21 protein-coding genes are annotated in these 19587 nt (G+C 59.7%); 12 read left to right on the top strand and 9 right to left on the bottom strand.

The window, feature by feature from the left end:
- Nucleotides 1-21: 21 nt before the first annotated feature.
- The 4 genes from WBG04_RS09530 (at nucleotide 22) to WBG04_RS09515 (ending at nucleotide 1812) form a co-directional block, all read left to right on the top strand.
- Nucleotides 22-459, top strand: coding sequence for a GAF domain-containing protein (locus WBG04_RS09530; RefSeq protein ID WP_424314195.1), 438 nt, complete (start codon nucleotides 22-24; stop codon nucleotides 457-459).
- 71 nt (nucleotides 460-530) lie between these two features.
- Nucleotides 531-995, top strand: a complete 465-nt coding sequence (locus WBG04_RS09525) for a protein jag (protein ID WP_424314182.1) — start codon at nucleotides 531-533, stop codon at nucleotides 993-995.
- Entirely contained in the window at nucleotides 992-1462 is a 471-nt protein-coding gene (locus WBG04_RS09520) for a DoxX family protein (RefSeq protein WP_424314181.1), read from the top strand. Before WBG04_RS09525 ends, WBG04_RS09520 begins: the two co-directional genes overlap by 4 nt.
- Nucleotides 1462-1812: an acyl-CoA thioesterase gene (locus WBG04_RS09515; protein WP_424314180.1), complete on the top strand. Its 351-nt coding sequence runs from the start codon at nucleotides 1462-1464 to the stop codon at nucleotides 1810-1812. The genes WBG04_RS09520 and WBG04_RS09515 overlap by 1 nt, the downstream gene beginning before the upstream one ends.
- Before the next feature lie 24 nt (nucleotides 1813-1836).
- Here the strand turns inward: WBG04_RS09515 and WBG04_RS09510 are convergent, their stop codons facing one another.
- Nucleotides 1837-2322, bottom strand: coding sequence for a hypothetical protein (locus WBG04_RS09510; protein WP_424314179.1), 486 nt, complete (start codon nucleotides 2320-2322; stop codon nucleotides 1837-1839).
- Between the two features lie 35 nt (nucleotides 2323-2357).
- Here WBG04_RS09510 and WBG04_RS09505 point away from each other — a divergent pair, with 35 nt between their 5' ends.
- Nucleotides 2358-3998: an NAD(P)/FAD-dependent oxidoreductase gene (locus WBG04_RS09505; RefSeq protein WP_424314178.1), complete on the top strand. Its 1641-nt coding sequence runs from the start codon at nucleotides 2358-2360 to the stop codon at nucleotides 3996-3998.
- Between the two features lie 62 nt (nucleotides 3999-4060).
- Here the strand turns inward: WBG04_RS09505 and murI are convergent, their stop codons facing one another.
- Nucleotides 4061-4858: a glutamate racemase gene (gene murI, locus WBG04_RS09500; protein WP_424314177.1), complete on the bottom strand. Its 798-nt coding sequence runs from the start codon at nucleotides 4856-4858 to the stop codon at nucleotides 4061-4063.
- A gap of 136 nt (nucleotides 4859-4994) precedes the next feature.
- Between murI and WBG04_RS09495 the strand changes: the two genes are divergently transcribed.
- A complete protein-coding gene (locus WBG04_RS09495; RefSeq protein WP_424314176.1) occupies nucleotides 4995-6293 on the top strand; it encodes an NAD(P)/FAD-dependent oxidoreductase in 1299 nt (432 codons plus the stop codon).
- Between the two features lie 14 nt (nucleotides 6294-6307).
- On the opposite strand, the gene WBG04_RS09490 is transcribed toward WBG04_RS09495, so the two are convergent.
- The 3 genes from WBG04_RS09490 to WBG04_RS09480 all read right to left on the bottom strand — a co-directional run bounded on the left by WBG04_RS09490 (nucleotide 6308) and on the right by WBG04_RS09480 (nucleotide 10794).
- Entirely contained in the window at nucleotides 6308-9010 is a 2703-nt protein-coding gene (locus WBG04_RS09490) for a helicase-related protein (protein WP_424314175.1), read from the bottom strand.
- 79 nt (nucleotides 9011-9089) lie between these two features.
- Complete coding sequence (locus WBG04_RS09485; RefSeq protein WP_424314174.1) at nucleotides 9090-10493, bottom strand: hypothetical protein; 1404 nt, start codon at nucleotides 10491-10493, stop codon at nucleotides 9090-9092.
- A 61-nt stretch (nucleotides 10494-10554) separates the two neighbouring features.
- Entirely contained in the window at nucleotides 10555-10794 is a 240-nt protein-coding gene (locus WBG04_RS09480) for a hypothetical protein (RefSeq protein WP_424314173.1), read from the bottom strand.
- Nucleotides 10795-10928: 134 nt separating this feature from the next.
- Here WBG04_RS09480 and WBG04_RS09475 point away from each other — a divergent pair, with 134 nt between their 5' ends.
- The 3 genes from WBG04_RS09475 (at nucleotide 10929) to WBG04_RS09465 (ending at nucleotide 12976) form a co-directional block, all read left to right on the top strand.
- Nucleotides 10929-11891 carry a ThuA domain-containing protein gene (locus tag WBG04_RS09475; protein ID WP_424314172.1) on the top strand — a complete coding sequence of 321 codons (963 nt, stop codon included), beginning with the start codon at nucleotides 10929-10931 and terminating at the stop codon, nucleotides 11889-11891.
- 64 nt (nucleotides 11892-11955) lie between these two features.
- Entirely contained in the window at nucleotides 11956-12312 is a 357-nt protein-coding gene (locus tag WBG04_RS09470; protein WP_424314171.1) for a VOC family protein, read from the top strand.
- Nucleotide 12313: 1 nt separating this feature from the next.
- Entirely contained in the window at nucleotides 12314-12976 is a 663-nt protein-coding gene (locus tag WBG04_RS09465; RefSeq protein ID WP_424314170.1) for a spermine synthase, read from the top strand.
- A 17-nt stretch (nucleotides 12977-12993) separates the two neighbouring features.
- Here the strand turns inward: WBG04_RS09465 and WBG04_RS09460 are convergent, their stop codons facing one another.
- From WBG04_RS09460 to WBG04_RS09450, 3 genes are read right to left on the bottom strand one after another with little or no spacing between them, the layout of a single operon-like run.
- The gene (locus tag WBG04_RS09460; protein ID WP_424314169.1) at nucleotides 12994-13332 is read right to left on the bottom strand and encodes a hypothetical protein; all 339 of its coding nucleotides are present in this window, start codon (nucleotides 13330-13332) and stop codon (nucleotides 12994-12996) included.
- On the bottom strand, nucleotides 13329-15194 hold the full coding sequence (locus tag WBG04_RS09455) for a glycerophosphodiester phosphodiesterase family protein (protein ID WP_424314168.1): 1866 nt from the start codon (nucleotides 15192-15194) through the stop codon (nucleotides 13329-13331). The genes WBG04_RS09460 and WBG04_RS09455 overlap by 4 nt, the downstream gene beginning before the upstream one ends.
- Before the next feature lie 49 nt (nucleotides 15195-15243).
- Nucleotides 15244-16389, bottom strand: a complete 1146-nt coding sequence (locus WBG04_RS09450; protein WP_424314167.1) for an alpha/beta hydrolase — start codon at nucleotides 16387-16389, stop codon at nucleotides 15244-15246.
- A gap of 59 nt (nucleotides 16390-16448) precedes the next feature.
- Here WBG04_RS09450 and WBG04_RS09445 point away from each other — a divergent pair, with 59 nt between their 5' ends.
- Nucleotides 16449-17261 carry a hypothetical protein gene (locus WBG04_RS09445; RefSeq protein WP_424314166.1) on the top strand — a complete coding sequence of 271 codons (813 nt, stop codon included), beginning with the start codon at nucleotides 16449-16451 and terminating at the stop codon, nucleotides 17259-17261.
- Here WBG04_RS09445 and WBG04_RS09440 read toward each other — a convergent pair.
- Nucleotides 17218-17772: a DUF2062 domain-containing protein gene (locus WBG04_RS09440; protein ID WP_424314165.1), complete on the bottom strand. Its 555-nt coding sequence runs from the start codon at nucleotides 17770-17772 to the stop codon at nucleotides 17218-17220. The two genes, WBG04_RS09445 and WBG04_RS09440, sit on opposite strands and share 44 nt — an antisense overlap.
- A gap of 121 nt (nucleotides 17773-17893) precedes the next feature.
- Between WBG04_RS09440 and WBG04_RS09435 the strand changes: the two genes are divergently transcribed.
- Both WBG04_RS09435 and WBG04_RS09430 read left to right on the top strand, forming a co-directional pair.
- Nucleotides 17894-18781, top strand: a complete 888-nt coding sequence (locus WBG04_RS09435; RefSeq protein ID WP_424314164.1) for an undecaprenyl-diphosphate phosphatase — start codon at nucleotides 17894-17896, stop codon at nucleotides 18779-18781.
- Between the two features lie 99 nt (nucleotides 18782-18880).
- Nucleotides 18881-19264 carry a hypothetical protein gene (locus WBG04_RS09430; protein ID WP_424314163.1) on the top strand — a complete coding sequence of 128 codons (384 nt, stop codon included), beginning with the start codon at nucleotides 18881-18883 and terminating at the stop codon, nucleotides 19262-19264.
- Nucleotides 19265-19587: the final 323 nt, after the last annotated feature.

Below are 19587 nucleotides of genomic sequence, written 5' to 3'. Positions count from 1 at the left end.
CTCCGTGTTTTATGGGTGCATATGAAGGTGGAGCAGGAAATGACAGGGAATGAGGCGGGCTGGTTGTCTGAGTTGCTGGAGAAATTTGGCTGTCAGACGGGCACCTTGCATCGAGCCGACGGCGAGTGGCTGGATCTGGTCGTGGCGCAGGGCGTTCCGGAAACATTGATGCCGATGATTTCCCGGATTCCATTTGGAAAAGGGATTGCGGGCGCGGCGGCGGCGAGTCGTGAACCCGTGGAATTGTGCAATCTTCAAAAGGACCTCGGTGGGGTGGCGAAGGAGGGAGCGCGCCAAACCCAGGTGGCGGGATCGCTGGCGGTGCCGATCTTTTCATCGGATGGCGAGAAGGTCCTGGGCACGCTGGGGATCGGGAAAGTGGTGCCCCATGATTTTTCCGATGAGGAGAAGGCGAGCTTGGCGGCGGTGGCGCGGGAGGTGGCGCGGGAGTGGGAATGAGAGGATCGGGTTCTTAGTCGGACGCCATTTCCGACGATTGACCGATGCGAGGTGCCTGTTAGCGTGGGGGCATGAAACCGGCGGAAGCGGCGAGCAAGATTCTCGATACCATGCTTGGGCATCTTGGGTTCACAGTGAACATCGAGATCCATGAAAGCGAAGAAGGGCCGTGTCTTCAGATCCTGACAAGCGAGAGCAAATTCCTGATCGGGAAGGATGGGGAACGGCTCGATGACTTGCAGTATCTGGTGAACCGGGTGCTGAAGAAACATTTCCCAAAGGCCCCGCGGGTGAGGGTCGACTGCGAGCACTACCGGGCGATTCAGGAGGATCATCTGGTCGAGGAAGTCCGCGGGCTGGCTGAGCGGGTCAAGGCTTCCGGCAAGGCTCTCAAGATGCGTCCTTTGAACGCCTACTACCGACGTCTGGTGCACAATGCCGTGGTCGACATCGCCGAGGTGGAGAGCGCCTCGCCGGGTGGCAGCGATCGCTTGAAGCAGATTACCATTCGCCCGAAGAAGTCCGCCGAATCATGAAGAAGTTCTTTTTTGACTGTGGGACACGCGACTCGATTGCTTCCGGCGGCCTGTTGGTGCTGAGGGTCGGGTTTGGCTTGATGATGCTGATCGGACACGGTTGGTCGAAAATCGCTTTATTCGAGGAGAAAAAAGACACCTGGGCAGTGCCGGATGTTCCCTTGCTTTCGCTGATGTCGCCGCCGGTGAGCATGATGATGACGATTTTTGCCGAGGTGGGATGCGCGGCTCTGCTGGTGTTGGGTTTGATGACCCGTCCGGCGGCCTTCATCCTGTGCTTTGCGATGCTGGTGGCGGCGTTCCAAGTGCATGCGGGGGCGGATTTCTTCATGAAGGGAGGTGCGGCGAAGGAGCCGGCATTGCTGTATGCCATTCCCTGCCTGGCATTGATCATCGCCGGTGCCGGCAGCTGGTCGCTGGATGCTCTGCTCTACAAGGAGAAGAAGCGGCGTTTCTTTGCGGACTGATGGAGACGCAGCGACTGGTATTGCCGGAGGATCTGAACCATCTGGGTTTTTTATTCGGTGGTCGCTTGCTGGCCTGGGTCGACGAAGCCTGCTGGATCGCGGCGTCGCTGGACTATCCCCATTGCCAATTCGTGACGGTCGGGATGGACAAGGTGGAGTTCCATCACTCGGTGCGTGAGGGGACGATCCTTTCGATCCGCTGTGAGAAGGAACGGGAGGGGACGACTTCGGTGCGCTACCGGGTCGAGGTGATTGACCGGAAAAACCCGGGTTCGCCGCCGATTTTCGGGACGCAGGTGAGCTACGTCAGTGTGGACGACGAAGGCCGCAAGCGAGCGCTCCGGTGTTGATTCGGTCGCTGAGGGACTGCGAAATCAAGAGGTCGGAATCGGCTGGATCCATCCGCCGTTTGTGCGCTGCAATTCGTAGATCCAGATGGAAGGCGGGGATTCTTTGGTGTCCGGGATCGGGCCGACCATGACCTTGATCCGTTGGGCGCCTTGCGGTGAAGAGGGGAGGCGCTTGATGCGGACGGGTGCCTGACCTCCCTGAGCGCGGACCAACCATTCGCCGTCCACGTTGGGGTCGCTGACTTTCGGTCTGAGCCACATTTTTGGGTCGCCCGGGTCGAAAATCGGCAGGGTTGAGGCGATATTGTTCAGGCTTTTGGAGCCGCCCAGGGCGACCCGATCGGGGATGAATTCGGCTTCCATCCCGGGGTAGGGGACGGAGCTGCCTGCACCTCCGGTCGTGGCGCAGGAGATGAGGGAAAGGGTCATGAGGCCGGCAGTCGAGAGGGCGATCAGCTTTCTGGGAATCGATGAGAAGAGGGTGCGTCTGGTTCGGCAATGAGTGGTCATGGCGTGCATTCCAGTTCTTGCGGAGCTCCGTGTAAATGGGAAAGGCGCATGCCGCTGGGGGAAGTGCTTGCCCGGCTTGGTCGGGCATTGCCAGTGCCTTGAGGGCGCGACATGCTTGGGGCGTGGAAACGGTCGATATCGTGTTGCCGCTGCAGGCTTCGGAAGACGCCTCGGAATGGGAGAAGGCGGCGGCGAAGAAGCTCGGCGTGGCGAAGGTCTGCGAAGTGCGCTTGTTGAAGCATTCGATCGATGCGCGGCAGCGGCGGGTGAAGGTGCAGCTGCGGCTTGAAGTCGGTGTGGATGAACCTTTGCCGGCGGCGGTGGAACCGACCTGGGAGGTGGCGGCTTTGCCGAAAAACGCAAGGACGGTGGTGATCGTGGGCTGTGGTCCGGCAGGAATGTTCGCGGCGCTGACCTGCCTGGAAAAAGGAATGAAGCCGGTGCTGCTGGAACGCGGCAAGGATGCGAGCGCGCGCCGATTTGATCTGGCACCGATCCTGCGGCAGGGGACGGTGATCGAGGACTCGAATTACTGCTTTGGCGAGGGCGGGGCTGGGACGTTTTCAGATGGCAAACTCTATACCCGGGCGACGAAACGGGGTCCTGTTAGGAAAGTCTATGAGACCTTGGTGGCTCACGGGGCGCCGCCGAGGATCATGATCGATGCGCATCCACACATTGGTTCGAACCTGCTGCCGAATGTGGTGAAGGCGATGCGTGAGTCGATCCTGAAAGCGGGAGGCGAGGTGCATTTTCAGGCGAAGGTCAGTGGTTTTGTTAGGGAAGGTGGGGAGTTGCATGGGGTGGTGACGGTTGATGGTCGTGAGTTCATCGGTGATGCGGTGATTCTGGCGACCGGGCATAGTGCGCGGGATATTTATGAGTTGCTCCAACAGGATGGCATCCTGATGGAGCAGAAGGCCTTTGCCGTCGGTGTGCGGATCGAGCATCCGCAGCCGTTCATTGATGCGCAGCAGTATCATTTGGCGCAAGGCGAGGAACGTCCGCGCCTTCTGCCTGCTGCGAAGTATGGCGTGGCGACGAAGATCGATGGTCGCGGCGTGCATTCGTTCTGCATGTGTCCGGGGGGGTGGATCGTGCCGGCGGCGACGGAGAACGATGAGGTGGTGGTCAATGGGATGAGCCTGTCGCGTCGGGACTCACCGTTCGCGAACTCCGGTCTGGTGGTGACGGTGGAGCCGGAGGACACGGAGCGATTCAGGAAGGAGCACGGCGTGCTGGCGGGGATCGCCTATCAGAAAGACCTTGAGGTGAAGGCGAAGAAGGCGGGTGGCGGTGGTCAGGTAGCACCGGGCCAGCGGGTGGCGGATTTCCTGCGGGCGAAGGTGTCGCAGGAGCTGCCGGAGATGAGCTATTTTCCCGGCGGGAAATCGGCGCCGCTGCATGAGATCATGCCGCGCGAGGTGGTGCGGCGGATGAAGGACGGGCTGCGCTTGTTCGACCGGAAGATTCGCGGTTATGCGGGGGCGGAGGCGCTGCTGTTAGGGTTTGAGACCCGGACGAGTTCACCGCTGAGGATTCCTCGGGACGAGACGATGCAGCACCCGGAGCTGAAGGGGCTTTATCCGTGTGGTGAAGGCGCGGGCTATGCCGGGGGGATCGTGAGTGCGGCGCTGGATGGGATGAAGGTGGCGGAGGCGGTGAGTGCCGTTTGATGACTGGTTCGGGGGTCGTTGGTATCGGTTGGAAAGGGGTGCGCCATTTGGCCTGCGCGCTTCTAGAGGACGGCGCGTTTGATTTTTCCTGGGGGGCGGGCGAGGAAGCGCTTGGCGAGGACCTCGAACTCTTCGGAGAGGTCAGTGAGGTGGATCTGGAGGGTTCCGTGATCCTTGGAGTCGTTGAGCAGATCGAGCTGCGTTAGGCGGATCTTGAGGTCCTCGGCGCAGGTGGTGGCGGAGTCGACGAGACGGATGTCGGAAGGCAGGAAGCTTTTGAGCTTGGGAATCAACAGCGGGTAGTGGGTGCAGGCGAGGAGCAGGGTATCGATGCCTTTTTCGACCATCGGGTCGAGGTAGGTGTGAAGGACGGCGTCGGTGGCGGGGTGGTCGAGCCAGTCCTCCTCGATGAGTGGCACCAGCAATGGCGCGGATTTCACGTGAATGAGGATGCCGGTCTTCTTCAATGCGAGCGCGTGCTGGTAGGCGTGGGAGCGAATGGTGCCGCGGGTGGCGATGATGCCGACCCGGTCGGTGTCAGGGTCGGCCAGAGCGGCTTTTACTCCGGATTCGATCACGCCGATGATGGGGATCTTGAATTTTCTGCGGAGCGTCGGCAGCGCGTGGGCGGTGGCGGTGTTGCAGGCGATGACGATGGCTTTGACGCCGTGGGAAAGGAGGAACTCGACGTCCTGGGCGGCGAATTCGCGGATGGTCTGGGGGCTCTTCGAGCCGTAGGGAACGCGGGCGGTATCTCCCAGGTAGATGATGTCCTCGTGGGGAAGGAGCTGCTGGGCGGCGTGGACGACAGTCAGGCCGCCGACGCCGGAATCGAAAAAACCCAGGGGTGCGCTACGCATGGCTCAAGAGATCAGAGACCGGAGCCCGGAAGCCAGAGAAAAGAAAGGGTCTTCAGGAGCTTGATGGGGGGGTGGCGGGGTGGGGTGGTGGTGATTTCGACTTTCTTTAAGGGGTGTCTCCGATTAGGCAGATGAAGTGAACGAAGGTTACGACGTGGTGATCGTAGGAGCAGGACCGGCTGGATGCACCCTGGCTTCGCTTCTGAAAATGCGTGGTTTTCGCGTGATGGTTTTCGATGATGACAAGCGTCCGGGTCTGCTGGTTGGCGAGTCGCTGCTGCCAACGGTGGTGGAGCTGATGCGTCGGTTGGAGATTGAGGATCGGGTGAAGGAGTTCTGCACCCACAAGCCGGGAGTGGCCTTCATGCACCGGGGTGGCTTGCGATTGGATTTCTTTTTTCCCGAGAAGGTTTTGGGGAAGACGCCGAACTACTCATACAACATTCCGCGTCCGGAATTCGATCAGCTTCTGCGGGCTCGGGCGGAGGAGCTTGGCGTGACCTTTGTGAAACGCCGGGCAACGGTGGAAAAGGGGGCAGGCGAAAGGGAGATTCAGCTCACCCAGGAGTGCCTGGATGAGACTCCTGAACTGGGTGGGGAGCAGCCGAAGCTGTTGGTGGATTCGACGGGGCGGGCGCGGGTCTTTGCGCGCGAGTTGGGGATTCCGGCGAAGCGGGGTGGTCGGAATGATGTCGCCTACTTCGCGCACTTCGAGAACTTCGATGCCGAGAGCAGTCGCGACGGGCAGGTGGTGTTGTCGATTCTCGACCATGGCTGGTCGTGGCGGATCCCGCTACCCGGGCGGGTGTCGGTGGGAGTGGTGCTGAACAAGGAGGCTGCGAAGCATCACGGTGCGACGGCGGTCGAAAGGCTGGAGTCGCTGATCGAAACCGAGCCGATTCTTCGTGAGGCGGGGAAGGGCAGGAAGCGTGTGAGTGAAGTGATGGCCTACACGAATTACCAACTGATCTCGGACCGGGGGCATGGCCCGGGTTGGGTGGCGATTGGAGATTCCCATGGATTCGTGGACCCGATGCTGTCTCCCGGTTTGTTCATGGCGATGCACATGGCGGACCTGCTGGACAAGAAGGTGTTTGCCGAGGGGAAAGGAGTGCTTGAGAAGCCGGACAAGCTGGCGAGTGGTTTCGAGAAAGTGGAGGCCGAGATGCTCGACTGGCATGATGCTTGGGCGAACATCATCGAGTACTTTTACGACGGTCGGATTTTCTCGATGTATGAGGGAGGTTCGAAGATGAGTGAGCTTTATGGCAAGTGGGCGGTTCCCCTGATCATGGAGAAACACATGAGCAAGCACATCACGCGGATGGTATCCGGCGTGAGCACGCGGAGCCGCTACGGACGCGGGCTGGTGGCCTTCGGAGCCAAGCATCTGCTTTGGGAAACCGAACCGCCGGAATACTACGCGGTGAGGTAGGGCGATCCTAGTAGTCAGGTCCGCCAGATGACGCGGAGGGAGTCGAGGCGAAGTCGAGGGGACTTCAGGGCGGCGAGAGTCTCTTCAAGCGTCGCTTCGAGCGAGGTGATTTCTGATTCGTTGACTTGAGGATTGCGTTTGGCGAGGTCCTTGAGGCGGGTGATCTCGGTGGTGATCGATTTCTTGGCAAGAGCGCGGGCTGCTTTTGAACTGGGTGTGGCTTGCTCGCTGGCGAGCGCCTCAGCGCGATCAAGAAGCTTGGGCAGCAGATCGTTTCGGAAGGTCGGCTGGTTGATCAGGCGCCGGGCGTCTCCTTGTTGCAGCGGGGTGGGCTTGGGCTTGTCACTGAGGTCATTGCCGGAGTGGTCGATGAGCACGCGGATCGTGGTCGGTGGCAGGAAACGGTCAACGTGGAGACGGTCGGGTGCGAGGGCTTCGAGGACGAAGCAGCACTCTAACAGAACGGCCTTGCCTTTGCCGGTTTCCCAGCGGGCGAAGGAGGCGTTGCCGTATTCGGAGCTGAGCAGGTGATCGATGGCCCCGCGGAGCATCGGGTGGTCTGCGGTGAGGAAGGTGAGGTCTTCGCGGGTGAGGGCGGTTTCGCGATCAAAGGTCACGGAGAGTCCGTCTTCCGGAAGGTCGGCGAAGGCTTCGCTGAGGCGGTGACTGCGCTTGAAGATGTAGGAGCGTAGGGCGAGGTCGGAAACATCGAGGCCAAGGCGGTCGAAGAGCCGGACACAGAAGCGCTCGAAGTTGGGATCCTGGTCGGCTTTCTCGATGGTCTCCATCAGGGCAGTGGCCTTTTCAGGAGCGGGAGCCCCGAGTTCGAGCAGGCGATCATGGCCGGTGGCGAGGTCGTGGATGACTTGGGCGCTGAGCTCACGTGATTTCTTGAGGAAGGCCTCGAAGGCGGCGGTGTCTGCGGGGTCGAGCGCGTCGAGTCCGGGAAGAAGCTCGTGGGCGAGGGTGGTGGCGCCTTTGAGCGGGTGGGTGAAGGCATCGATGCCTTCGTGCAGCCAGCGGGCGTGGAGTTCGGATCCGCTACCGACGCCGTAGGGGACGTGGATATTGATGCTGCCGGTCTGACCGATGCGGTCGAGGCGTCCGATGCGCTGCTCGAGAAGTTCGGGGTCGCGCGGGAGTCCGAAGAGCACGAGGTGGCGGGCGAACTGGAAGTTGCGGCCTTCGCTGCCGATTTCGGAGCAGATCAGGAGGCGTGCGCCTTCGGGTTCGGCGAAGTAGGCGGCATTGCGATCGCGCTCGAGCAGGGAGAGGTCTTCGTGGAAAAGGCCGCAGTCGACCTGCATCTCTTCAAGCAGCTTTTCCTTGGTGCCGATGGCCGCTTCCGGCGAACCGGTGATCAGCAGGATCTTCTCATCCTCGGGGAGGCTTTTCACCAATTCGGCAAGCCAGGTATAGGGCGAGGTGCCGGGTGTGAGCGGGTGAAGGTGCGGGAGGCGCTCGGGGAATCCGGTGAGCTGTTCGCGGGTGTTGCGGAAGAGCACTCGGCCCGTGCCGAAGGTGTCGATAAGCTCGGCGATGAGGTGGGTGCGCGCGGCGGCTTGGCCGAGTCTGACCTTTCCAAGCAGGGCGGAAGCGCGCTCAGATTTCGAAGCGAAGGTTTTGATGTCGTCGGGCAGCTCGCCGTTCTGGAGGGCCTCGACGGCGGTGGCGAGCGGGGCGTAGGATTCGGCTTCGGCGAGGAAGGCATCGAGCTCACCGTAGCGATCGGGATCGAGCAGTCGGAGGCGGGCAAAATGACCGGCGGGTCCGAGTTGCTGGGGGGTGGCGGTTAGTAGGAGCAGGCTGGGGATGGCGGATGCGAGCGACTCGACCATCGAATACTCGGGCGAGCTTTTTTCCGGCGACCATTCGAGGTGGTGGGCTTCGTCGACGATCAGCAGGTCGAAGCCGGACTCGCGGGCCTGGGCAGCCCGGTCTGGATTGTCGGTGAAGAATGAGGTGGCGCATAGGATGAGTTGCGAGTCGAGGAAAGGGTTGCCGTCGGGGTCGTTGGCATCGATCGACACGCAGCGGGCTTCATCAAAGAGGGCGAAGAGCAGGTTGAAGCGACGGAGGAGTTCGACGAACCATTGGTGGACGAGCGGTTCGGGAACAAGGATCAGGATCCTGTCGGCGCGACCGGTCAGGTGGAGACGATGAAGGATGAGACAGGCTTCGATGGTTTTTCCCAAGCCCACCTCATCGGCGAGCAGGACGCGCGGGTGAAGTCGGTTGGCGGTCTCCGCGACGATGGCGAGCTGGTGGGGGATCAGGTCGATGCGTGCCCCGGTGAAGCCACGGGCCTCGGACTGGCGGAGGCGGCCGTTCCACTCGAGGGCTTGGAAACGGAGATCGAAATCGCGTGGATCATCGCACATCCCGGCGAGCATCCGGTCGCTGGGCGAGGTGAAACTGAGAGTGTCTAACAGGAGGGCCTCCTGGATTTCGATTCCTTCCCCGTGATAGGTGAGGATCTGGTTTTCCTCGGAGACTTTGGTGACCCGGAACTCGACTTTGTCGGAGTTGGCGATGAGGTCTCCAGGTTTGAAGCGAACGCGGACGAGTGGGGCGCTGTCGAGGGCGTAAAGACGAGTTTGTTCGGCAGCGGGAAAGTGGATTTCGACGCGATTGATCTCGGTGGAAAGAACGATGCCGAGGCCGAGGGTGGGCTCTGAGGTGGAGATCCAGCGTTGGCCGGGAGCGGGTGACTGCATGCGGAGGTGGCTGTAACCGGATGAGGGACTTTTTTCCAACGTCCAATTTCCCATTGTTTGCGACTCTGGCGCCGCTACATCATGGAGAAGAGAGCTGGTATCGCCAGAAAAGCTGGGATTTCGTTGGTGAAATGAGGTAGCGGCGGGTGCCATGGATTCCTTTTGACGAGCTGTCTGATAGAAAACTGAGCCCGCTGTTTTCATCGGAGGCGGAGATCCATTGATCGAGGTCGCTGCTCGTCAGCAGCTGAAGTTGATAGCCTTGACTCAGGGCAGCACCGGAAATGGGGATTGGAAGGATCTGATTGCCGGAGTCATTGAGCGGAGCGAAAGACTCTTCGGGGTTTTTCGGGTCGAGGCCGAAGAGGAACTCAAAGCCGTTCAGGAATGAATCGAGGTCGTCGTTGGCGGTTGGGTCGGGAGTCGCGCCATGGGCGAGCGCCCACTCGTTGAAGAGCTCGGCACCTTCGGCGATGCGGAAGTCGTCATAGACGATACAACCTCCCTTGTCGGTGATGGTGGAGATGACTTCGATCGTCAGGGTTCCCGACTGGCTTGCGATGCTCGGAATCTCGACCGTGTCGTAACCGTCTTCCCAGGTCTGATCCACGGTTCGAACCAGTGACCTCTTGACCACACCGTTGACGAATGCCTGACCAGTCATGTCTTCGGTCCCCCAGGAAACGTGGCGGGCGTATTTGAAGGAGAGGGTGTAGGCACCGCCGGGGGTGAGTCCGGTGATGGTTTGGGCGATACCGCCCGGGCCATGGCCGCTGGTATCGAGTGCATTGGTGCCCTCAGGAGGGTTGGCGTTGCTGTATTGAATGACGTCGACATTTTCCCGGGTGACAAGCCAGCCGGGGAGTGAGGTGCCGCAGAGGTGTTCGTTGCCGACCGGGCCGCTGTTGTTGGGATCGGTGGAGGGATTTCCGATAGCAGCTTCGAATCCGCCGTTGACCAGCTGGCGGTCTCCTCCGGGAAGGACGTCGAGATTGGACCATGATTGGGCGGGAGGGGAGGGGCGGCCACCGAGCGTGATGCGGATGTCGTCGATGAGGAGGCCCGGGTTACTGGTTTCGAGTGACTCAATCCGAAGGGAGGCGCTCGTGGAGTTCGGGATGAACTCGAAGCCATTGCAGGCAAGGTATTCGCTGCTCTGTGAAGTGTGGAGCTCTCCGATCATTGCCCCGTCGATGCTCAGGCGCGCGCCGGACAGGATATAGCTGAAGCCGCTCTGAGAGAGGTAGGCGAGGCTCAGCGAATGGGGCTGGCCGGGAGTGAGGCCGGTGAGTGTTTGCTCGATGAAGCCGCTCTGGAGATCGAGGTGCTGGATGCCTTCGGGCGAGCTTCCCGATCTGGCGGCAACGTTGGCCGAATTCCAGCCGGAGAGTCCCTCTTCGAAGCCGAGATTGGTTCCTGTGGGTGATGCGGTGAGCGGCAGGGAGAGATGGGCAATCAGGGCAACAGTGACTTGAAGGCGCATGGGGGTGATGCCTTCGTAGGACAAATCGAGCGTCTCGCGAAGCTCAATCTGGAAAGGGGGATCAGTAGCGGCAATAGCCGCGACGTGGGGCGTAGCCGTAGGGGCCGCCGTAGTAGTAATGATTGTCGCGGTTGTTGGCGACGGCGTAGCCGATGACGGCAGCGGCGGCAACTCCCACGGCCGCGGCACCTGGGTCGACGGATTGGACGGGTCGACCTTGGGCGTCGTAGGTGGTCATGCAGGACGTGGCCAGCAAGGGTGTCACTGCCAAGGCGGCGAGGTTTCGGAGACGGATATTCATGGAGTTTTCCCTGTGGTTTACCTCTTATGGACGGCGTGATGGGCCAATTATTCAACCTCAAGCGCAGAATTTTGGGGCGAATGTCCGAATCTGGGTTGGAAGGTCCGGGGTTTTTGGCCGTATCTTTGGCTCCAATGATAAAACGAATCGTTTCCGTACTCGCCATGACGGTGTTGATCTCCCTGCCAGCTGCTTGCGAAGATGAGGCGGCGACAAAAATCGTCTTCATTGCCGGAGCGAAAAGTCACGGCTCGGGTGACCATGAGTTCAGGGCGGGCTGCATGCTCTTGGCCAAGGCGCTCAATGAGCAAAGCGGTCTGCCGGTGAAGGCCGAGGTGGTCGGGCCGGATTGGGGGAAGGACAAGTCGGTGATGGATGGAGTGGATGGGGTCGTGGTCTACTGCGATGCTTCCAGCGCCATCAAGGACGACATGGAGTTCCTCGACGGACTGGCGAAGAAGGGGGTTGGGTTGATGTTCATGCACTATGCGGTGCACCCGACGAAGGAGGTCGGGGAAAAGTATTACCGCCCGTGGATGGGGGCTGCGATGGAGAATGACTTTTCGGTGAATCCGCATTGGCTTTCGGAGCTCGAGGTGATGCCGGGGCATCCGATTTCGAGAGGAGTGCCGGAGAAATTCGAGAGCTTCGATGAATTTTATTACAATATGCGTTTTATTGAAGATCGCGCCAAGGTGCTCGATCTGGTGACGGCGATTCCGACGCGTGAGCGGATGCGCCGCTACATCAACATGTGGGATTGGCACGGAGCGGAAGGCTTGGATACGCCCCAGTCGCTGATGTGGGGATTCGAGCGCGAAGATGGCGGACGCGGGGTGGGTTTCACCGGCGGGCATTATCATCGCAACTGGGCATTGGATGGCTTTCGCACCGTGGTGCTGAATGCCATTGTCTGGAGTGCCGGGATGGAAGTGCCGGAGGGTGGGGTGAAGTCCGAGAAGGTTTCCGAGGATCAGCTGAATGAAAACCTCGACGACTATGGCGATCAGATGAAGCGGGTGAAGCTTCCGGACCTCGAAGAGATCCGCAAGATGCCACCGGCCCGGATCGACGAGAAGCGTGAGCAGCGTCCATGAGTATCGACTTCTGCCTGCCAGTATGGCGTCTCATCGTCGGCATCACTCTGAGAGCGAAAAGATCATGAAAGTTGAGAAGGTGAAATACGTCCTCTGGGCGGCCGATTGGAAACGCTGTGTGGCCTTTTACCGAGACCTGTTCGGTGGTGAGGTCACGATGGAGATGGAGGTTTGGAGCGAGGTGATCGTCGCGGGATCGATCATCGGCATCCATGGTGGGGGTGAGGGAAAAAGGACATGGACGGGTTTGTCTTTTCAACTCGACGATCTGCGCGAGGGCATTGAGTTGCTGAAGCAGCATGGTGGTTCCTTGACGCGCGAACCGGTGGATACCGCAGAGGATCCGCTGCATCTCGCGATGTGTGTGGACCCCGATGGCAATGAGTTCATGATGACCCAGCGACGCCGATCTGCGGAGTGAGATGAAGCAGACGAAGAATCTTGCGCAGTGCACAGCGCCGGATGGCAGCCTGATGGTGCTTCAGGAGCACGACGGGCAGTTCTTCATGAAGGTCGACGGGGTGACGCTGATGAGCACCATTGCGACTTCGTCCGAGCAATTGATGGCTGAGCTGGCCTGCGCGGCGGGACCGCGGCGGGTGCTGATTGGTGGCCTTGGATTTGGATTCACCCTGCGCAAGGTGCTGGAGCTCTGCGGCGCGGATGTGGAAGTCGAGGTGGCGGAGCTTTTACCGGAAGTAGTGGCGTGGAACCGGGAGTTTTTGCTGGAGGTGAACGGGCACCTGTTAGATGACTCGCGGGTCAAGGTGCATGTCGGTGATGTGAAGGAGTCGATTGATCGTGCTGCGGGCGGAAAATTTGATGCGGTGATGCTGGATGTCGACAACGGTCCGGATTCGCTGGTGCATCGTGACAATGATCAGCTCTACGGGCGACGTGGATTTCGCAGGGTGAAGTCGGCACTCGCGGCGAAGGGCCGGGTGGTCTACTGGTCGGCGAACCGCGACAAGGGATTCGAGCGGGAGTTGGCGAAGGAATTCGTCAATGTGCGTTCCATTGGTGCCAAGGCGTATCCCAAGGCGAAGAAGTTCACGCACACGCTCTTCGTGGCGGACAAGGCGTGAGTCCGTTTGTTGTTCTGTTACTCGGGAAGTGGCGGGAGATCCTGATACTCGGAAGGTAGGGGAGGGAGATCCAATTCAAGGGCTTCGAGGTCGGGGTCGCCGTCGTTGGCGGGCGGTAGCAAATCGGCGGGGATTTGATTCGATGGGGCTTCGCCAGCTTCCTTGTTCTTTTTCTTGGCCTCTTCCTTGGCTTTTTTGGCCTCTTTTTTTGCTTTGCGCTCCTTGTGCGCGTCGATCGGTTTCCTGACGGCTTGGGCGGTGCCTTTGGTGACGCCACCGACCACGCGGAAGGGCATTTGAATGAGGCCGCAAGACGTCAGTGAAAGGATCAGGATCAGAGTGATGGCGCGGGTCATTGGGAGACGCTGTTGTGGGGGCGCGATTGAGGCAAGGCATCGCGGATGCGGATGACAAAATCCACGAGAAGCCGTTCCCCGGGGTTGAGCGAGGAGCGTTCTTCAAGCACCTGACGCCCCAGTCTTGGAGAAGTGACCAGCAAGCCATCGGCGCCACGGCTCAGGACTGCGGACATCATGGCCGGATCGCTGGTCCCGGCGGCGAAGACTTCGATGCGCTGGCGATGGAGATTGTCGATCAGGTCACTGCGGAGGGTGTCTGCGGGAACGATGATGAAGTCCACGGGAACCCCGATCGGGCCATCGATGATCCGCTGGGACCAGAAGCCGAGCTTGGCATCGGGGTGATGTTCCCGAACTTCGGGAATCTGTTCGGGGCGGGCGCAGACGATCCGGGTGCGTCCGCTGATGTTGCCCTGCTTCAGTCGCTTGGCGACTTCGATGTGCAGGGATCTTCGTTGCGTTTCGTCTGGGAGATCGGGGAAGAGGAGCATCAGGCTGGATTCCTCGGAGCAGAGACCGATGACCTGATCGAGGGAGGGGACCCGTTCTTCATGAAAGCGGGGATCCATCCATGATCCGATATCGATGGCGGCAAGATCATCGCGAGTGGCTTGATCAATTTTCAGCGGCAGCTTGGCGATGCGGGTGAAGTCGGCGTCGGCGAAGACCAGAACTTCCTGGTCGCTGCCCAGCCTGACATCCACGGCGATGCCATGGGCGCCGTGATCCCACGCCCGGTTGATGGCGGAGAGCGTGTTTTCCGGGCGGTCCTGCGACGCTCCGCGGAGTGCCACGATCCGGGCATGGTCGGCGATGCGGAGGTCGCTGAGCCAGCGGTAGGTGAGGCCGATGGTCAACACGGCTGTGAGGATGACGAGTGTCGTGAGCAGCCGAGCGATCAGGGATGCTTTGTCCGGCTCGGGCGCGGTGGGACTGTCTTCTGCGTCGAGTCCGGCGGCGCGGAAGTATCCGACATGCCGGATGGCGAGTATCGTCAAGCTGATGAACCCGACCACGATGGTGAGAGTGAATGCCATGAAAACGACAAGGCTCAGCACCAGAGAGAGCAGTCCGAGCCGATGTCCGAGCAAGTCAGAGACTCGGAGGGCGAGCGGCAGCCATCCGGCATTCAGGACCAGAACCAGCAGCGGAGTGACGACGGCCCAGAGGGTGATGGTGATGAAGATGCGATGGCGGTTGGCGTGCGATTTCTTCCGGCTGAGACGACGTGCAGATGCGGGTTTTTCTCCACTGAAGAGGACGAGCGGCATGGCGTAGAACCAGCGCGCGGTGACCCGGACCAGAACGAAGCTCATGAGTCCGAAAATCGCCACGGCGAAGGCGATCGCCAGGATGAACTCAGGGGGTTTCGCGACGAGATACTCGGAGAGGTCGTTGTCCTGGAGCTGGAGGCTGAGAACTCCGACGATCACCAGCAGGAAGGGAAGCGCGATGATGAAGAGTTGGGTAAAGAAGCGGAAGGCGAGTTGGGTGAGAGGCAGGAGATGGGGGCTTGTCTTTTGGATGGCAGCAAACGCCGAAATGGGTGCTCCACGCAGCGAGGCGCGAGCGGCGACGAGCTGGGCGGCATAGCCGAAAACATGGATGACGATCCAAAGGGTCGTCACGGCGATGGCGACGAGCGGGAAGTTCGGACCAAAGAGAAAGTCCAGCAGGTCCGTATCGCTGAGTCGAAAGTTGCCGGATGCCGAGAGGGCTCTGTTGGTGGCCAGCGAGATGATGGGGATGGCGAGGCTTAGCCCGAAAACGAGTGCCACTGATTGGATGGCAAACATGGTCCGCCAGGTGGCCCAGTAGTGGTGCCAAAGGCCGTCGTTTCGGGATGAAGGCGGGGCCATGGGCGGGTTATAGCGTGCCGGCTCAGGGAGTCACGCTGTTAGCTTGGACTTATCGAACCAGCGGGTTTCCGGGGATGTTCCGATCGTCCTTCGGGGGTGCCGGTGTGATCGGAGATGGCTTCGGGCGGGGCACCTCGGTGGCGTTCGCCTGCTTCAGGACCGCGAGGATGCGGCGATGATCATGGACGATGTCTTTGGCTTGGGGGCTGCCTTCGCTGATGGCGCTGAGTTTCATGTAGCCGGCATCGATCCGGCGGAGATCTTCGAGCGTGCGCATCTTTACCTCGCGTCCCAGTAGCTGTCGGTGGGAGCTACGGATTTGCGCTTCGCGGGCCACTTGAGGGTCTTTCTCGAGGTCCTTCTGTGCGGCAGATATTTTGTCGGGCCATTCGCTGGCTTCGATGTTGCAGAAAGGGCGCTCCTTGAAGTCGGCGAGTGCGATCCACGCTTCAGCGGGCGGGAGTTTGAGGATCTCGCCGACTTCTTTTTCAAGTGCAGCGTCATCGGGCTTGCCGCCGTTCTGCAGGGTGAACCATTCGCGCAGGCCGGGGGATCCCTCCGAGGGGAAGTCGTGACCAAGTTCCGGCCAGGCTTCGAAGGAGGTGGTGAGCCCGAGTCCGCGATAATGAACAAGAGCTTTGAGCGAAGGAATGTAGTTCGGATCCCAGCGGCCGATACCGATGAAGACTTCGGTGTCCTTGCTGATGGGTGGTGGCTTGCTGAGCGGAGACGGAATGTGCCCACCCATCAGGATGGCACCACCCGCGAAGCCGGGCTCTGCTTGAAGCAGAGTATCGGTCATCCAGCCGCCCTTGCTGTAGCCGCTTGCATAGACGCGCTTCAGGTCGAGTCCCTGAGTGCGGGCAAGCTCGTCGCGAATGTGGCGGAAGGCTTTGAGTTCAGCGGCGATGTCTTCGGGCTCAAGATGGTATTTGCCGGGTTGGGTGTAGCTCATTCCGACGACAATCCAGTCGCGTGCTCCGGTGTGAGCGCGGGTGCTCCTGGTATTGGGGCGGCCATTGAAGCCATGGTAGGAAAATACGGCCGGCCAGGATTTCGCGGGGTCATGGTTGTCGGGAAGGGAAACGAGAATCGGGACGGCGATTCCCGGAGCTTCGAGTTCGAGATCGGCGGCCACGATTGAGGTGCTGAGGCCCACGAGCAGGATTCCGGTGACGGGAAGAAAAGGTTTCATTGTAGGGATCGTAGCGGATTTCTGAGCCTGGGGGAGTAGAAAGGTCCGGATGAAGGGGAATGATGTCGCGGCTTGATTCGATGGCCTTCAAGGCGCTAAATGACGGAGTGAATCGCTGGGCCCTGTTCTTCCTGATGCTCGCCTTGCCGCTGGTGGGGCAGGTGCTTGAAGACAGTATTCCGCGAGCTCCCGAGGGGCGTATTCTCGATGAAGCGCGTTTGTTCGGCCTGGAACCCGAGATCTTGGACGAACTTTCGGCGAGGATTTCATCGATCTCGGACAGGACGGGTTATGAAATCTACGTTGCGATCTTCGACAGCTTGATTGGGAGCGATGTGAAGGAGCAGTCGCAGTGGCTGCAGGATGCGTGGGTGGGTGATGCGGCGGGAGTGGTGTTGGTATTGGAGAGCGATAGCTCGCTTTTTGAGATCGCCTGGAGCCGGATGCCGGATGCGATGAGCGAATCGGGCGAGAAGGTGCCGGTTCTCGGGTCGAGTGATTTGGCCCCGCAGGATCAGATCACCATTTTGAATTCAATCCTGGCCCTGCGCTCGGATGAGAAGAGCTCGGCGGAATCGGCGCAGACTTTGATCAAAACCTTTGCGGATGGAATCGATGAAGCTTTCAAAGAAGTCGATGAAGCTCAACCTGCCCGCTGGAATGTCCGAGTCCTGATGCTCGGAACCGGTCTGCTCGCGGGAATGCTTTTGGTCGGATTGCTGGTCGGGGCTTCGATCCGGCGTTCCGACAGAAAAGTCGCCGATCGGCTGATATTTCCGCGAGTGACGGTCGGGATGCGGCTCGGCGCCCAGAGCGGTGGAGGCAAGATCAGTTCGCGGAGCTTCGATGTGCTTCCTCACGAGAAGGCCTGATCGGATGCTTTTTGATGGGCAGATGATTCGGCAGGATCGCGGAGAATAGATGGACGATGGGAAAGGCTGCCAGGGCAAGCAGCACGCCCATGACCAGGAAGCCGAGAATGAAGTCGGAAACGTTGAGGTTCACGATGCTTTCTCCGAGCGGGACATCCACTTGGCCCAGCTCCGGCATGGGAATGCCGAGGTCATTTCGCAACCACCCTCCGAACTGGTGCTGGGAAACACGGATGAATGGTCCCGTGAGCGGGTTGGTGACCCAGCATGCAGCGACCGCGAAAGGGATGTTGACCTTGGCTCTAGCCGCGAGAAGCGCGGCAACGATCGTCTGGCCGGGCATGAACATCATCGCGAAGAAAAACCCGATTGAGATGCCGCCTGCCACCGTATCACGGCAGGGATGCCACAGTCGGCGGTCGAGAAGTTGGCGGAGAATCGGCTTCCACCAGCCGCGATGCCTGAGCCGCCGGTGACGGAGCAGCCGGTGGGCTTTTCGGACCAGCCTCAAGTATCGAACTTTCCAAATACGCGGAGGCACAACCGAATATCCTCCGGGTGGCACCAACTATCAATCGTAAATCCCTTGCCCCCTGCGGATGAGGCTCCATGCTGCGCGCCCAAACGCTGTCATGACCTGGATCGAAGCCTTCATCCTCGGGATCGTCGAGGGACTTACCGAATACCTGCCGGTCAGTTCGACCGGGCATCTGATTGTGGCTCAACGCTTCATGGGCATCGGGCTCGAAGGGAAGGACAAGGCGGCAGCCGATTGTTTTGCGATATGCATTCAGGCTGGAGCGATCATGGCGGTCCTCGGCCTCTATTGGCCCCGCGTCAAGCAGATGATTTTGGGAGTCTTGGGGAAGGATTCGAAGGGCTTGCAACTGGCGATCGCCTTGGTGGCAGGCTTCCTGCCCGCAGCCGTGATCGGAATACTGGCGAATGACTGGATCGAGGCACGGCTCTTCGGCCTGAAGCCGGTGGTCGCCGCCTGGTTGGTCGGTGGCGTAGCCATTCTTTTCGTGGATCGCTGGATGAAGAAGGGTGGCGGCAGCAAGGGCGTCGAACTGGCGGAGATCACCGTCAAGATGGCGCTGGTGATCGGATTTGCGCAGTGCGTGGCGATGTTGCCGGGGACGAGTCGTAGCTTGATGACCATCCTGGGTGGCCTGCTGATTGGGTTGAGACTGAGCGCCGCTGTTGAGTTTTCGTTCCTGCTCGGAGTAGTCACCCTCGGTGCCGCGACCGCCAAGAAGGCGTTGTGGCCTATCCCGGACATCGGCGAAAAATACGATGTGTGGGGTGGGGGCAGCCTTCTGATGTGGAATGAGTATGGCCTGGTGCCGATGGTGGTGGGAGTGGCTGCGGCCACGGTTTCGGCGGCGATTGCCGTTAAATGGATGGTCGCTTACCTGAATCGGAAAGGGCTCGGAGTTTTCGGCTGGTACCGGATCGCCGCAGGAATCGTCGTGGGAATCATGATTCTTACGGACTTCCACGGCTTTGCCTCGGCTTGAGTGCGGGACGTTGGCTTGAGTCAGGCTGGGTGCGTGTGTTGAAGTTAAGCCAACCATGTGAGGTGTTGACATACAGAGCCTCATTTGGCGGATTTGCGCATGAAGGTGGTTCTCCTGGCTCTGGTGGTAATGGCAGCCGCTTGTAAGTTTGAAAGTGATCGCGAGGTGGACCATGTCAGATTGGTTGAACGGGTTGATCAGCTGAATGGCCAATGGAGTTCTTTAGGTTTTAGTTCCAACAGTGGATTTGGTCCGGGTGAATATTTGCTCCATGACAGCATGTTCTCGGATTGTTTGCGTGGATTCGAGTTCTCTACAGTTAAAATCATGGGGGAGCCTTCTTCTCCTAAAGCTATCTATTTATATGGAATGGGTGAGTATTACTTGGTTCTCTGCAAAGATTCGGATCTCAAAAAATTAGATATGGCTGGATATTCGCCCGAGCGGGTTAGCGAAAGAGTCTACCGATTATCGAGAGAGTAGACTAGAGGATTTCTAAGCGAAAAAATGTAAGAGCTGCTGAGGTGCCGAGTGAGATTATTGATCGATGTTCCGTTGATTAGGTAATGGAATTTCGTAGAGTGGGTGGCTCAGAGTCGAAGAGACTATTTTGGCTCGAAGAGAAGGCTAGAGCTTGGAGCGGAAGATGCCCAAAGCGATGAAAGAAGGTGTCAGGTGAGAATGGCACTGTTTTAAGCCGGATCTCGGGATAAAAGAGTGGCCGAAAACCCGCCGGAACTGTTAGATAATGTGTGACCAATAACGAACCGTTCCTGAGCGGATTTCCGACACAGATTTGTGGCAGC

Source organism: Haloferula sp., assembly GCF_049672945.1.
Lineage (GTDB): Bacteria > Verrucomicrobiota > Verrucomicrobiia > Verrucomicrobiales > Akkermansiaceae > Haloferula.
Note: the sequence above shows the minus strand (reverse complement) of the source record. Positions and strands in the feature narration are given on the sequence as shown.

Excerpts from the sequence above, each read along its gene's own strand:
- WBG04_RS09530 (WP_424314195.1), top strand. The coding sequence starts at position 22 with ATGAAGGTGGAGCAGGAAATGACAGGGAATGAGGCGGGCTGGTTGTCT.
- WBG04_RS09525 (WP_424314182.1), top strand. The coding sequence starts at position 531 with ATGAAACCGGCGGAAGCGGCGAGCAAGATTCTCGATACCATGCTTGGG.
- WBG04_RS09520 (WP_424314181.1), top strand. The coding sequence starts at position 992 with ATGAAGAAGTTCTTTTTTGACTGTGGGACACGCGACTCGATTGCTTCC.
- WBG04_RS09515 (WP_424314180.1), top strand. The coding sequence starts at position 1,462 with ATGGAGACGCAGCGACTGGTATTGCCGGAGGATCTGAACCATCTGGGT.
- WBG04_RS09510 (WP_424314179.1), bottom strand. The coding sequence starts at position 2,322 with ATGACCACTCATTGCCGAACCAGACGCACCCTCTTCTCATCGATTCCC.
- WBG04_RS09505 (WP_424314178.1), top strand. The coding sequence starts at position 2,358 with ATGGGAAAGGCGCATGCCGCTGGGGGAAGTGCTTGCCCGGCTTGGTCG.
- murI (WP_424314177.1), bottom strand. The coding sequence starts at position 4,858 with ATGCGTAGCGCACCCCTGGGTTTTTTCGATTCCGGCGTCGGCGGCCTG.
- WBG04_RS09490 (WP_424314175.1), bottom strand. The coding sequence starts at position 9,010 with ATGCAGTCACCCGCTCCCGGCCAACGCTGGATCTCCACCTCAGAGCCC.
- WBG04_RS09485 (WP_424314174.1), bottom strand. The coding sequence starts at position 10,493 with ATGCGCCTTCAAGTCACTGTTGCCCTGATTGCCCATCTCTCCCTGCCG.
- WBG04_RS09480 (WP_424314173.1), bottom strand. The coding sequence starts at position 10,794 with ATGAATATCCGTCTCCGAAACCTCGCCGCCTTGGCAGTGACACCCTTG.
- WBG04_RS09475 (WP_424314172.1), top strand. The coding sequence starts at position 10,929 with ATGATAAAACGAATCGTTTCCGTACTCGCCATGACGGTGTTGATCTCC.
- WBG04_RS09470 (WP_424314171.1), top strand. The coding sequence starts at position 11,956 with ATGAAAGTTGAGAAGGTGAAATACGTCCTCTGGGCGGCCGATTGGAAA.
- WBG04_RS09465 (WP_424314170.1), top strand. The coding sequence starts at position 12,314 with ATGAAGCAGACGAAGAATCTTGCGCAGTGCACAGCGCCGGATGGCAGC.
- WBG04_RS09460 (WP_424314169.1), bottom strand. The coding sequence starts at position 13,332 with ATGACCCGCGCCATCACTCTGATCCTGATCCTTTCACTGACGTCTTGC.
- WBG04_RS09455 (WP_424314168.1), bottom strand. The coding sequence starts at position 15,194 with ATGGCCCCGCCTTCATCCCGAAACGACGGCCTTTGGCACCACTACTGG.
- WBG04_RS09450 (WP_424314167.1), bottom strand. The coding sequence starts at position 16,389 with ATGAAACCTTTTCTTCCCGTCACCGGAATCCTGCTCGTGGGCCTCAGC.
- WBG04_RS09445 (WP_424314166.1), top strand. The coding sequence starts at position 16,449 with ATGATGTCGCGGCTTGATTCGATGGCCTTCAAGGCGCTAAATGACGGA.
- WBG04_RS09435 (WP_424314164.1), top strand. The coding sequence starts at position 17,894 with ATGACCTGGATCGAAGCCTTCATCCTCGGGATCGTCGAGGGACTTACC.
- WBG04_RS09430 (WP_424314163.1), top strand. The coding sequence starts at position 18,881 with ATGAAGGTGGTTCTCCTGGCTCTGGTGGTAATGGCAGCCGCTTGTAAG.